Origin of the sequence: Peribacillus sp. NPDC094092, from assembly GCF_050279365.1 — a bacterium.
Classification (GTDB): domain Bacteria; phylum Bacillota; class Bacilli; order Bacillales; family DSM-1321; genus Peribacillus.
The window spans coordinates 505,285-517,808 of the sequence record NZ_JBNNUC010000002.1 but is presented as its reverse complement, the minus strand read 5'-3'; the positions used below and the strand labels follow the sequence as shown (position 1 = coordinate 517,808).

Genomic DNA, 12,524 nt, shown 5'->3' with positions numbered 1-12,524 from the left:
TTATCATTTTCCTTATTTATCGTAGCTTGAAAGCGATTGGAAATCAAGAAGTTTCCATAGTGCCGGTTTTTGTCGCAGAAAACTGCTTGACCGGCTGTATGTGAAAAGCCGACAATGATTGATAGGATAATGTTACGATCTTGGTATGAGGTATAAGGCGAGGAGGAAAAGGATAATGAAAAAACCATCGTTTGTTCATGTTATTTATATCGCAACCACACCAGAAAAGCTTTGGGAAGCCCTGACGAGCGGCGAAGTAACGAAGAAGTACCATTTTGGATGCCATGTCCAGTCTGACTGGCAAGAAGGCTCAAGCGTTAAATATTTGCTGGAAGATGGGCGTATTACTGATCATGGTAAAGTACTTAAGTGTGAGCCGCTGCACCTGCTCTCTTTCACTTGGAACATGACAGGAGACGAAACACCCCGCGAGCAGCCTACTCGGGTCACTTTTATCCTGCAGCCTTTGGATGATTCGACTGTGAAGCTAACGCTTAGGCATAAGGAGCTTTTGGAGACGGATTTTGTATATGATGATGATACCTTTGAAGGCTTGAATAATGGATGGCCAGCGATTCTAAGTAACCTGAAGAGCTTGCTTGAAACTGGACGGACCCTGCCGCCAATATCTGTAGATCGGGATAATTAAGCGGCAGTGGATAACGATAAAAATAAATCGAAAGAGAGTTGTTATTGATGGATACGCAAATCATTACGAAATTTAAAATAGACAAACCAACCAATGAAGTGTTTGAAGCCATAGTGGACCCAGAGAGAATCGGGAATTTCTGGTTCTCATCGAGTTCTGAAAGATGGGAACAAGGCAGGACGGTTACATTGAGATATAACGAATACGATGCTGAAGTGGATATTCATATATTGGAAGTAGAGGAAAATAGTAAAATCATGTTCTCATGGGGAGGAAATGATCAAGAAACGATTGTTACAATTACACTGAAAGAGTTGGATGAAATGAGTACAAGTATTGAAGTGAACGAATCAGGTTTGAAAGAGGACGACCCCGAATTGATGAATAAAATGATAGGACAAAAAGAAGGTTGGGTTTATACATTAACCTGTTTAAAGGGTTATTTAGAAAATGGGGTTAATACTTTGAGAGCATCCATAATTTTTTAATTCAGTCCGCCTTTTAATTGCATAAACCCTCAGAACTCTTAGGGTATCTGAGGTTTTTTTCGGTCCTGCCTCCCCTCCTTTGCAGCGTAGGTGAAATTCCCGTTCATCAAATGGTAAATCCACCCTCAAAAAACAGTACTTTATAATATGTTCTAATAATTGACATTCGGAAATCAGTGAGTTATCATCCTAATTAACCAGTGGTCAATAAACAAGGGGGTGACAAGATGTCGCCAAGGAAATCTGCAGGTAAAGAACTGTCCAGGGACATGGTATTGAAGGAAGCCAGAAATCTTTTTGCAACGTTAGGGTATTCGAATGTCTCGATGAGGCAATTGGCTAGATCATTGGATTGCAGCCATGGGGCCATATACTATCATTTTAAAAATAAGGCAGAAATTTTTTATAGTCTGGTGAAAACGGATTTTTCCGTTTTAAATAATTTAATCGATGAAATCATCATGTCGGAAAATGACCCTTCTGTAAAAATGGAAAAGATTTTATTGTGCTTCTTGGAGTTCGGTTTAGCCCAACAGAATCATTATTCCATCATGTTTTTATCGAAGGAAAAAGAAATTCAGCAGTTACTTCAATTCGATTCTAATAAAACATACGAAAAACTGATCCAGTCCCTGACGGACCTAACGGACAATAAATTGAATCCTGCATCCATATGGTCGATTTTTCTTTCTCTTCACGGATTCATCACTTTTTATATTAATTCTGAACTATCTTATGAGGATGTAAAAGGCTTAGCTTATTTTCATGTTAAAAATATCATCGGAAGCATCATATAATTTTTCAAACAATATTGACCATTGGTCAAATAATAATTGGGAGGGGTTAAAATGGTAAAGAAATTCCTTCATATTGAAGGACTCATGGTTCTTTTAGCGGTGATTTACATCTATTCGTTACATGAATACAGCTGGTGGATTTTCCTGTTATTGATTTTGTCTCCTGATGTTTCCATGCTGGCCTATCTGATCAATGATCGAATTGGAGCAAAGGTTTATAACCTATTTCACACATATACCCTGTCCATCTTCATGATTTTGCTTGCCATTTTTCTAAAGTTTGATGCATTGTTGATGATTGGCTTAATTTGGACGGCGCATATTGGAATGGATCGCTTATTGGGATATGGCCTTAAATACACATCTTCCTTCACAGACACACATATTCAAAGGCTTTAAAAAGCGTAAAAGGCAGTGTGATCATGCCATCACACTGCCTTTTGCTCACTTTTATACGCCCCGCTTGTTTCCCCATATATAGGTATGCAGCTGGGGCAGCACTTTCACGTCATTCAATTCATCATCTGCTATCACTTTATCTATTAACTCTTCGTATTTCTTCAAAAGACCGCTGATCAATTGACGATCATCCGCTGTCCTGCTATCGTCATTGCCAACCTGCAAATAAAAGGGAATATCCGGGTAACGCCCATGTACATGTTTGGCATATTGGTAATCTTCCTCGTTAAAGACGACAATCTTCAATGAGACGTGGTTTTCAGGATTTCGATTGGCAAGGTTCGAGAGGATTTGATCGAGCACCGTAAAGTCCGTGTTCATTCTAGAGCTCGGCGGCTTAGGCGAAATCGTCAGTTCATCAATATCGAGAAACCAATCCTGCCATCGGCTCCCTTGTGTTTCGACACCTATCTTCATTTTATTTTCATGTAAGATCGCTATCAAGCCATTTAGGTTTTTAAGCAGAGCCGGGTTTCCGCCTGATATCGTCACGAAGGAAAAACCGGTTCCCCCAATTCGCTTCAGCTCATCCCATATTTCTCTAGCAGTCATTTGGACGGTATCTTCCTTACCGGTGCCATCCCAAGTAAATGCGGAATCACACCAGGCACATGAATAATCGCATCCGGCCGTCCTAACGAACATGGTTTTTTGACCAATGACCATTCCTTCACCTTGGATGGTCGGTCCGAAGATTTCCATAACCGGGATTTTACTCACTTTCCATCCACTCCCGTCTGGCTTCGGCATAGCTTGTCGGCGTTTCGTATAGTCTAACGAATTCGACTCTAGCACCCTCATATTCTTTTAATGAAAGGGCTTCGGCCATTTTTTCATAAATCCAGACAACCATATTTTCAGCTGTTGTATTCATAAGCGGCAGGGTTTCATTCAAATAGCGATGATCCAGGTGGATTTCAATCTCATTTTTCCATATATCCTTGATGTCCCCGAAATCTATCATCAAACCGCGTGAATCCGTATACCCGCTCAATCCGAAAATGACCTTATATGTGTGGCCATGCAGGTTCTTGCATTTTCCTTCATAGTCATGCAGATGGTGCGCCGCGTCAAAGGTGAATTCCTTACTCACGAGAACCCTCTTGTTTGTATACTTCAATTGGCTGCGCTGAATATCTTCATCTATTTTTTGGAGTTTATCCACTATAGTAAAACCGTACATCATGAAAGCACCTTCCGTCTGCTAACATAATCATCCAATCCTTTTTTCCGCAGATTACATGCCGGACAATCTCCACAGCCGTCTGAGATAATCCCGTTATAGCAAGTCAGGGTCTTTTCGCGGACAAAGTCGAATGCGCCAAGCTGATCCGCAAGCTCCCATGTTTCTTCTTTATTAAGCCACATCAGCGGCGTATCAATCACGAAGGACTGGTCCATCGACAAGTTCAAGGTCACATTCAACGATTTAATGAATACATCACGGCAGTCGGGATATCCGCTGAAATCCGTTTCACAGACACCGGTGACAATATGTTTAGCGCCAATCTGACTCGCCAGCACACCGGCAAACGAAAGGAACAGCAAATTCCTCCCTGGTACGAACGTCGAGGGCAATTCCCCTTCTTCCCCGTCCGCCACTGCAATATCACTTCTCGTCAATGCATTCGGTGCCAGCTGGTTCAGCAGCGACATGTCAAGGATATGATGGTTCACGCCCAATTCCTTGGCAATGCTTTGAGCGCATTCGATTTCCAAGCTATGCCGCTGATTATAATCGAACGTCACTGCTTCCACTTCCTCAAATCTCTCCAATGCCCAGAACAGGCACGTCGTACTGTCCTGGCCTCCGCTAAACACAACCACTGCCTTTTCTTTCTTCTTCATTACGATAAAACTCCTTTTTACGGAAAAAAACAGCACCCTAAGAATAGAGCACTGTTTCTCCTTAGTTTTTTTGAGAGGGTAGCTAGAACCTCTTCCGCCTTAACGCGGAATATTATATTTTTCCAAGTCAATAGTAACTTGAAAACGACAATAAATCAAGATGATTATATTTAGTGAATAGTAGATCTGATGGAAAATTTGGTTATCTTTTCATCGCTTAAATATCACCCTATCCGTCCGATAAAATAATGTGAATAAAAAATCGATAAAGGGGTCCATTAAATTGAAAAGCATTAAAGGAAAGATATTGGTGGCATTTTCACTCATCATATCTTTATGTGTCATCTTAGGAGCATTCAACATTTATTCCAGCAACAAGTCTCTGGTATATTCCCAGGATATCATCGAAAAGGAACTTCCGCTTCTTATCCAAGATGAAAAACTGCTATATAATCTAGCACAAAGAACCGCATTCGCCCGAGCCTATATTCTATATGGTGACGAGAGTTATAAAGAAAGGTTTTTACAATATACCGAAGACAGCAAGGCCATCCAGGAGGATCTCCTCTCTTTAAGCGATTCTGATAAATCGAAGGAATTGATCGAGAAAAGCGTGGATTGGAGGACGATGATTGTAGACCGGGTATTTCCACAATATGAAAAGGGAAATGAAGAACGCGCGAAAGAGATACTCAAAAATGAAGTGGCGCCAATCAGCAATGAAGTAATGGAGGGTTTCAAGGAGCTTGCTTCTGAACGCGAGGAATTGATTGCCGCTTCAGGTAAAACCGTCATCGCAAGCGGGAAATCGGTTAAGAAGACAAGTATCATCATATCCATTGCGGCAGTCCTCATCGGCCTTCTGCTGGCGCTTGTGACTGCCAATCTCATTACCGCCCCCCTCCTTAAAATCAGGGACAGGATGAAAATGGTGGCTGAAGGAAAGCTGAATCATGAGCCCCTGGAGCAAAAGTCATATGATGAAATGGGCCAATTAACGGTATCCGCCAACCAAATGCAGAGTAACCTTCGTGATACGATCGAAAAAATGCTCGTTGTGTCCGAATCCGTTTCCAACCAAAGTGAGGACCTAACTCAATCAGCAAAAGAAGTGCAGCAGGGCAGCAAACAAATAGCCACGACGATGTATGAACTTTCGGAAGGTTCAGAGTCACAAGCCAACCGGGCAGCTGAAATGGTTCGGATGATGGATGATTTCACCGGCAGGATCGAGTTGGCCAGCCTGGAAGGAGTGGATGCAGCTAAAAGTTCATCCGAAATCCTTTCCTTGACCAAGGAGGGCACCACTTTAATGCGCAGTTCGGTCCAACAGATGCAATGTATTGACAGGATTGTAAAAAATGCCGTAGAGCAAGTGAAAGGGCTCGATTCTCAATCGCAGCAAATTTCGCAGCTTGTGCAGGTCATCAAGGATATATCCAATCAAACCAATCTATTGGCGCTGAATGCTGCCATAGAAGCCGCTCGTGCTGGTGAACATGGCAAGGGCTTTGCCGTCGTCGCCGATGAAGTGCGGAAACTCGCTGAAGAGGTCACACACTCCGTTGGGGATATCACCAATATTGTCTCCGCCATTCAAACGGATTCAAAAACAGTCGTCCACTCCCTGGAAGATGGTTATACACAAGTGGGTGAAGGTACGAAACAGATCACGCTCACAGGCCAAACCTTTGAAACTATCAATCACTCTGTCGGGAATATGGAAATGAAAATACAGCATATAACAGACGAATTGAACTATATCTCCACAAATAGCCAAAAAATCAATCAGGCCATCGAAGATATCGCAGCGGTTTCTGAAGAGTCCGCGGCTGGAATCGAACAAGTCTCCGCCTCCGCTCAGCAATCCAGCTCTTCAATGGATGAAATCACGAATCATGCCAGTGAACTTGCATCTTCAGCAGAACTGCTGACTGAACAGGTCAGGAAATTCCAATTATGACACTAGCAATTTCCCGTTACATGAATGCGGGAAATTGCTTTTCCCTCCCATTATATGGGTTGTTTCATTTTCGTATCTTCGGGGAATAAATAACTATACACAATAATAAACCATTAAAAAGCGAATCTATCAAAAGCGGCTGGGATTGAATATTTTCCTTTATTTTCAGAATATTTAGTGTATAATTGATTAAAGGAATATTTTAACTTAAATAACCATCACTTCCAATAACCGCTACTGCAATTCCCGTCATTTCCTTTCAACACCATGCACGTGCACTTATACTCAGTAAGATCCATTGCATGCTTTCTCTCGAATCAAACTGTTCACGACTTTATTCACAAAAAAAACGCGATTTCCACTCCAAAACTGTAAAAAAAGGTTAAATTACACGATTGATATGTTACTATTAAACCAAGACCTTTTAACCCCATAAGGAGGAATTCATATGAAACGTTTTTTCAAATTCATAACAGATTTTAACGAAAGAAAAGCACTGGAACGGGAAACCGAAGAATTCTTTCGCAAAGAATACGAAAATTATATGAAGATGAATCCTGACAATCAAGGAAAAAGAAGGAGATTAGTTCCTAGACTTTATGTGATTGATGGCGGTAAAAAGGGCTCCAACCTTGAGATTTCTGACAGAAAGAAATCAAGTTAACCTGATTCCTTCCATAATCAGCTGCCAAAAGCTGTGGCTCAAGACCCAAAAACGGTAAATCTCCATGTTAAACGGACATTCGTGGCCATTCCATTCATTTACAATATATAAGCCAAAAGCTCAGATATGCTTCTGAGCTTTTTTTGTTTTTCATTCCTCTATAAACAGTATATCTATAGAAGAAACTAGGTATTTTTTTAAAAAATGGGTTAACTTTAGTTTTATTTCATGTTTCAGGTAAAAGATCCAATATAGTCCCGTTGGGTATTTTCTAAGAAAAAAACCGGAAAATGTAAAAAAAAAGAGATGTGTTCTTTTACTCATCTTTAATCAAATTCAAAAGAGTTCAACTAATTGAGTCGTTAGATGCAATATCTTACATTGAATAACAAATGCATAAATATTGTTACGTTTATGTCGAACAATGGGTATAAACAATTACCAAACTGTAATAAACGTCACTTTTAAGAACCAAATATTATTCAAATATAGCCATTAAGAATCAGGTTCAAATACTCATGAAACTACCTTGATTCCGGCCAAAATTGTTTTTTCATTAAACTTTCCATAATTTAGTGTAAAATGACCGCGTATTCCTCCGATTTCCAGCCATAACTTTGTACTCATAAAACAATTTATCCCATTAGATACTATTACACCCCAATATACATTTATTTGAAAAAGCTGATAATAACTATATTACGATAAAATAATTAGCCCTTGCCTATTAAGTTTAAAATCATGTAGTGTGTATTCAGTAATTCAAATATTTGAAAAAAGAGAGGTTAAAAAATGGCACCGATATTTATTTGTGCGATCTTTTTGCTTGGCTATGGCATTTTCGAACAAAAACGCCATCAGAAGCGTCTCGACTCCATCCCGGTACGTGTGAATGTGAATGGGATTCGGGGGAAATCGACTGTAACGCGTCTAATTACAGGTGTAATCCAGGAAGCTAAGTACAAAACAGTAGGCAAAACAACCGGAACATCTGCAAGAATGATCTATTGGTTTACCGATAAGGAAAAACCGATTGTACGCCGCCCGGAAGGACCAAACATAGGAGAACAGCGGCGTGTAGTTAAAGAAGTTGCCGAATTAGGCACGGAAGCACTGGTTTGTGAGTGCATGGCCGTACAGCCTGACTATCAACTAATCTTCCAAAACAAAATGATCCAAGCAAACATTGGGGTAATCGTAAATGTCTTGGAAGACCATATGGATGTCATGGGACCGACTTTGGATGAGGTTGCTGAAGCTTTCACTGCTACCATTCCCTATAATGGTCACCTAATAACCATCGAAAGTGAATATTTGGACTTTTTCAGGCAAATTGCCGAAGAACGCAACACAAAAGTGATTGTTGCAGACAATTCGAGAATTTCGGAAGACTTTCTACGCGAATTCGACTATATGGTATTTCCTGATAATGCATCACTGGCCTTGGCCGTTGCGGAAGCTTTGGGCATCGATGAAAAAACAGCTTTTCGCGGAATGTTGAATGCACATCCCGATCCAGGGGCCATGCGGATCACCAAATTCGGGGATCCCATCCAGCCAACTTTCTTTGTAAATGGCTTTGCTGCAAATGACGCGTCATCGACGCTGAACATCTGGGAACGTGTCAATACGTTCGGATACAGCACGGAACCTCCTATCGTCATCATGAATTGCCGTCCCGACCGCGTGGACCGTACCGAGCAGTTTGCTAGAGATGTATTGCCTTACATAAAATCTGAAATCGTCATTTCCATTGGTGAAACCACATCTCCGATCACTCGGGCATTCGAGCAAGGTCAATTGGATACAAAAGAATATTGGGATTTAGAAAACTGGTCAACCGAAGAAATCGTTGCCCGCCTCCGCCCATTGATGAAAAATCGCATCGTCTACGGTGTCGGGAATATTCACGGTGCAGCGGAACCTTTAATTGAAGCATTCATGAAATCTAAAACAAAGCAAAAAGCGAGTTAAGTAGGAGGAACCTTAATGTTTGGATCGGATTTATATGTAGCCCTAGTACTGGGAGTAACGCTTAGCCTTATATTTTCAGAAAAGACGGGTGTCGTACCCGCAGGACTTATCGTGCCAGGTTATTTGGCATTAGTATTTGACCAATGGGAAATCATGCTGACCATCCTGATCATTAGTGTCGTAACTTATTTGATCGTCACCCACGGCCTTTCAAGATGGGTGATTTTATATGGAAGAAGAAAATTCGCAGCCATGATGGTCACCGGGATTTGCTTGAAACTCCTCTTGGACTTCGTCTACCCCGTCATGCCATTTGAAATATTCGAGTTTCGGGGAATCGGTATAATCGTACCCGGATTGATTGCGAATACCATACAAAGACAAGGAATGCCATTGACACTTGGCAGCACGCTTTTATTATCCGGCTTGACTTTCGGTTTAATGAACGTGTACTACCTATTCTGAGGTGCAAAAAATGAAACGGACTTTAAATGCAAAAGAAAAAACACTTATCTTTATTAAACATACGAAGAAAAAGAATCTTAAATACACTGGAATCATACTACCTATATTACTAATCGCTTTAGTCATTACCACTTGGATGGGACGGGCTGAGGAAATGAAAACCACCGCTTCAAAATCCGATCAGCCATTAACGATGACAATGGTTGGTGATGTGATGATGGGACGTTATGTTGAAGAAGTGACGGAAAAGCACGGGTATGAATACCTCTTCCGTTATATGAAGCCCTATTTTGCCCATTCAGACTATGTCAGTGGGAATTATGAACATACCGCTTTAAAAGAAGAAGTATCCAACTACAAGGGAGCGGATACGCCCATACGGTTAAACTCCAATGCTAGCGGTGTGGAAGCGGTTAAAGATGCTGGCTTCTCTGTAATGACTTTGGCCAATAACCATATGATGGACTATGAAGAACAAGGACTTCTAGATACGATGGATGAATTTAAAAGTGCGGATATGCACTATGTCGGTGTTGGATCGAACACTACGGAAGCCAAAAATAGCATCGACTATGCGGATGTTAATGGCGTACGTGTCGCAACACTTGGCTTCACGGATGTTTACGGTAAGGATGCCGTGTCAAAAAGTGATAAAGCCGGTCTACTGAACTCCAACCCTGATTTATTATTTGAAATGATCGGCAAAGCAAGGGATGACAAGCAAGGCAACGCAGACTTGGTTGTGGTGAATATGCACTGGGGACAAGAATATTCAACATCTACAACCGCCCGTCAAACGGACTTGGCTAAAGCTATCATCGATGCCGGGGCTGACATCATCATCGGCCATCACCCCCATGTGCTTCAATCGTTTGATGTATATAAAGATGGAATCATTTTCTATAGTTTAGGAAATTTCATTTTCGATCAAGGCTGGACACGAACAAAGGACTCTGCCATGGTTCAATACCATTTAGCGGAAGACGGACAAGCTACAATCGATGTCGTTCCACTGCAAATTGAAGAAGCAACACCAAGGCCAGCTACCACGTCAATTGACAAATCACGTGTTTACCGTCAGTTGACGAAGGAAACGAGCGAAAAAGTCCAATGGTCGAAAAAAGAGGATCACATCGAGATTACCTTGGATCACAAGAAGGTAATCGACCATAAGGCACAACGAGAGCAAGAAGAAAAAGCAGCACAAGCAGCAAAGGAAAAGAAAGCTGAACAAGAGAAAAAAGAAGCACAAGCTATACAACAGGACATACAGCCCATTCAATAAGGATCGATTGGATACTACTATGTGAAAAGAGAAACAACTTGGAAGCTCAACGAGAAGGGGGAATAATCGATGATTAACCGTTTAACGAGAAAAGTGCTCATTCCCATTGGCATACTCATATATATTGCTGGATGTTCGAAGACACCCCCTATTTCTGACACGAATGATCCGATAGAGAGTAAAACGGAACAATCATATGGGGTCAGTTCTTCAAATCCAATCGCAATAGCTGTCGGGATGGATATATTGAAAAATGGTGGAACGGCGGCGGATGCCGCCATTGCGGTATCCTATGTATTAGGTGTAGTTGAACCTTATGGATCTGGCGTGGGCGGCGGCGGCGGTATGCTGATTGCCCCGGAATCCGGCGAACCCGAATTTATCGATTATCGTGAATCCTCTCCGGAAGATCCAAGTTCAAGACACGATGCAGGGATTCCTGGCTTAGTGGCCGGCATGCAGGTTATCAGTGATAAGTATGGGAGCGTACCAATGGCAGACCTTCTTCAGCCGGCGATAGATTTGGCTGAAGGCGGATTTGAAGTCGACGAATCTTTATCCTCACGCTTAGAAGCGGCTCAGCCAAGGATATCTTCCGATGAGACTTCACTTTTTTATCCTGATGGTGATGCCATTGAACCAGGCAAAACCCTCGTCCAAGAAAGACTTGCTGAAACATTGAAGAAGATTCAAAAAGAAGGTCCTGATGGTTTTTATAAAGGGGAAATTGCGCGGGATATCAAAAGAGAATCAGATATCGACTTAATGGACTTAAAACGCTATGAGGTGAAAGAACGTAAGCCGGTCCAAGGAACATTTGCCGGTTATGATGTTTTTACCGCCCCGCCTCCCTTTTCCGGGATTACCGTTCTAGAAATGTTAAAGCTCGCCGAGGAAATGAACCTCGGTGATTCTCGAAGCAAATCAACTTATATGAAGGTCTTGGGGGGCATCACAAATACGGCTTATCAAGACCGGACCGCCAATATTGGGGATGGAATAAGCCACTCCATGGCGGAAAAATTGCTCTCCCCCATTCACTTGGACAATCTTAAAAATAAGATCAAAAGTGAAAAATGGGAAGATAAAGAATCGAATGGTTCTGAAGAACATGAAAGTACAACACATTTTGTGATCATGGACAAATATGGCACTGTCGTTTCCGCAACAAATACGCTCAGTAACTTTTTCGGAGCTGGTGATTATACGAATGGATTTTTCCTTAACGATCAATTGAAAAATTTCCGGTCCGGCTTGAACGCCCAAGAGGCATATAAACGCTCAAGAACTTTCACCGCTCCTACCATTCTCAAGAAACCAGGGCAGGAATCGATCGGGATCGGCTCACCAGGCGGTGATAGGATTCCTCAAGTATTGATGCAGGTCCTTTATTCGTATACAGAGAATGAAGGCTCATTTCAGGATATCATCGACCGTCACCGATTCGTCTATGATGGAAAGAAGATTTATACGGAATCCAGGCTTTCGAATGAAATAATATCAGACTTGGAAGATTCAGGATATGAAGTCATCCAGAAGATCTCCCCCATGTATTACGGCGGGGTTCAAGTACTCGTTAAAAACGAGAAAAATGGGCAAGTATCCGGAGCTGGGGATAAAAGAAGAAATGGAAGCTGGAAAGCCGAGCAATAAAAGGGACGATCCAGTTCCTCCTTTTCTAAATATCATATGAATTTTAGCGATGTATAAGGGGACATAGAATATGAATATCGTAAAAAAAATAACAAGCTGGGTTATACCCATTGTTCTAATAGCAGCCCTGCTTGTGACCATGAATACATTTAAACGGACAGAAACGTTAACACCCGAAGAACAAATGAAAATAGAACAATATACGACGATCGAAGAATAAAAAAAAGCTGGGGCATCCCCGCTTTTTTTATTTGCCGTCAACGTTATGGAATTAAATCC

At 41.6% G+C, this 12,524-nt stretch carries 14 protein-coding genes and 1 riboswitch; of the genes, 11 read left to right on the top strand and 3 right to left on the bottom strand.

What is annotated here, in order from left to right; translation table 11 throughout:
* Nucleotides 1-175: 175 nt before the first annotated feature.
* From ACQKNS_RS11480 to ACQKNS_RS11465, 4 genes are all read left to right on the top strand, one after another.
* A complete protein-coding gene (locus ACQKNS_RS11480) occupies nt 176-649 on the top strand; it encodes an SRPBCC family protein (protein WP_427642970.1) in 474 nt (157 codons plus the stop codon).
* 47 nt (nt 650-696) lie between these two features.
* A complete protein-coding gene (locus ACQKNS_RS11475) occupies nt 697-1,137 on the top strand; it encodes an SRPBCC family protein (protein ID WP_427644181.1) in 441 nt (146 codons plus the stop codon).
* A 227-nt stretch (nt 1,138-1,364) separates the two neighbouring features.
* Nucleotides 1,365-1,934: a TetR/AcrR family transcriptional regulator gene (locus ACQKNS_RS11470; protein ID WP_427642969.1), complete on the top strand. Its 570-nt coding sequence runs from the start codon at nt 1,365-1,367 to the stop codon at nt 1,932-1,934.
* Between the two features lie 51 nt (nt 1,935-1,985).
* Nucleotides 1,986-2,333, top strand: coding sequence for a DUF4260 domain-containing protein (locus ACQKNS_RS11465; protein ID WP_427642968.1), 348 nt, complete (start codon nt 1,986-1,988; stop codon nt 2,331-2,333).
* A gap of 51 nt (nt 2,334-2,384) precedes the next feature.
* Here ACQKNS_RS11465 and queE read toward each other — a convergent pair whose 3' ends face one another.
* The 3 genes from queE to queC are packed head-to-tail and all read right to left on the bottom strand — an operon-like array spanning nt 2,385 to nt 4,241.
* Nucleotides 2,385-3,113 (bottom strand): 7-carboxy-7-deazaguanine synthase QueE, encoded by a 729-nt coding sequence (queE, locus tag ACQKNS_RS11460; RefSeq protein WP_427642967.1) that lies wholly within the window; start codon nt 3,111-3,113, stop codon nt 2,385-2,387.
* Nucleotides 3,106-3,576, bottom strand: a complete 471-nt coding sequence (gene queD, locus ACQKNS_RS11455; protein WP_076366231.1) for a 6-carboxytetrahydropterin synthase QueD — start codon at nt 3,574-3,576, stop codon at nt 3,106-3,108. Before queD ends, queE begins: the two co-directional genes overlap by 8 nt.
* Nucleotides 3,576-4,241 (bottom strand): 7-cyano-7-deazaguanine synthase QueC, encoded by a 666-nt coding sequence (queC, locus tag ACQKNS_RS11450; RefSeq protein WP_427642965.1) that lies wholly within the window; start codon nt 4,239-4,241, stop codon nt 3,576-3,578. Before queC ends, queD begins: the two co-directional genes overlap by 1 nt.
* 55 nt (nt 4,242-4,296) lie before the next feature.
* Nucleotides 4,297-4,339, bottom strand: a riboswitch (PreQ1 riboswitch).
* A 185-nt stretch (nt 4,340-4,524) separates the two neighbouring features.
* Between queC and ACQKNS_RS11445 the strand changes: the two genes are divergently transcribed.
* From ACQKNS_RS11445 to ACQKNS_RS11415, 7 genes are all read left to right on the top strand, one after another.
* A complete protein-coding gene (locus ACQKNS_RS11445; protein ID WP_427642963.1) occupies nt 4,525-6,204 on the top strand; it encodes a methyl-accepting chemotaxis protein in 1,680 nt (559 codons plus the stop codon).
* A gap of 448 nt (nt 6,205-6,652) precedes the next feature.
* Nucleotides 6,653-6,868, top strand: a complete 216-nt coding sequence (locus ACQKNS_RS11440) for a hypothetical protein (RefSeq protein ID WP_427642961.1) — start codon at nt 6,653-6,655, stop codon at nt 6,866-6,868.
* Between the two features lie 792 nt (nt 6,869-7,660).
* Entirely contained in the window at nt 7,661-8,842 is a 1,182-nt protein-coding gene (pgsB, locus tag ACQKNS_RS11435) for a poly-gamma-glutamate synthase PgsB (protein ID WP_427642959.1), read from the top strand.
* 15 nt (nt 8,843-8,857) lie between these two features.
* On the top strand, nt 8,858-9,307 hold the full coding sequence (gene pgsC / locus ACQKNS_RS11430) for a poly-gamma-glutamate biosynthesis protein PgsC (protein WP_063232582.1): 450 nt from the start codon (nt 8,858-8,860) through the stop codon (nt 9,305-9,307).
* Nucleotides 9,308-9,317: 10 nt separating this feature from the next.
* A complete protein-coding gene (locus ACQKNS_RS11425; protein ID WP_427642957.1) occupies nt 9,318-10,592 on the top strand; it encodes a CapA family protein in 1,275 nt (424 codons plus the stop codon).
* A gap of 69 nt (nt 10,593-10,661) precedes the next feature.
* The gene (locus ACQKNS_RS11420; RefSeq protein WP_427642956.1) at nt 10,662-12,245 is read left to right on the top strand and encodes a gamma-glutamyltransferase family protein; all 1,584 of its coding nucleotides are present in this window, start codon (nt 10,662-10,664) and stop codon (nt 12,243-12,245) included.
* Nucleotides 12,246-12,315: 70 nt separating this feature from the next.
* Nucleotides 12,316-12,465, top strand: a complete 150-nt coding sequence (locus tag ACQKNS_RS11415) for a CapE family protein (protein ID WP_427642954.1) — start codon at nt 12,316-12,318, stop codon at nt 12,463-12,465.
* Nucleotides 12,466-12,524 lie beyond the last annotated feature (59 nt).

Coding starts and splice junctions, on each gene's coding strand:
- ACQKNS_RS11415 (WP_427642954.1), top strand. CDS start 12,316: ATGAATATCGTAAAAAAAATAACAAGCTGGGTTATACCCATTGTTCTA.
- ACQKNS_RS11465 (WP_427642968.1), top strand. CDS start 1,986: ATGGTAAAGAAATTCCTTCATATTGAAGGACTCATGGTTCTTTTAGCG.
- ACQKNS_RS11480 (WP_427642970.1), top strand. CDS start 176: ATGAAAAAACCATCGTTTGTTCATGTTATTTATATCGCAACCACACCA.
- queD (WP_076366231.1), bottom strand. CDS start 3,576: ATGTACGGTTTTACTATAGTGGATAAACTCCAAAAAATAGATGAAGAT.
- queC (WP_427642965.1), bottom strand. CDS start 4,241: ATGAAGAAGAAAGAAAAGGCAGTGGTTGTGTTTAGCGGAGGCCAGGAC.
- pgsC (WP_063232582.1), top strand. CDS start 8,858: ATGTTTGGATCGGATTTATATGTAGCCCTAGTACTGGGAGTAACGCTT.
- ACQKNS_RS11425 (WP_427642957.1), top strand. CDS start 9,318: ATGAAACGGACTTTAAATGCAAAAGAAAAAACACTTATCTTTATTAAA.
- ACQKNS_RS11470 (WP_427642969.1), top strand. CDS start 1,365: ATGTCGCCAAGGAAATCTGCAGGTAAAGAACTGTCCAGGGACATGGTA.
- ACQKNS_RS11440 (WP_427642961.1), top strand. CDS start 6,653: ATGAAACGTTTTTTCAAATTCATAACAGATTTTAACGAAAGAAAAGCA.
- ACQKNS_RS11420 (WP_427642956.1), top strand. CDS start 10,662: ATGATTAACCGTTTAACGAGAAAAGTGCTCATTCCCATTGGCATACTC.
- ACQKNS_RS11475 (WP_427644181.1), top strand. CDS start 697: ATGGATACGCAAATCATTACGAAATTTAAAATAGACAAACCAACCAAT.
- pgsB (WP_427642959.1), top strand. CDS start 7,661: ATGGCACCGATATTTATTTGTGCGATCTTTTTGCTTGGCTATGGCATT.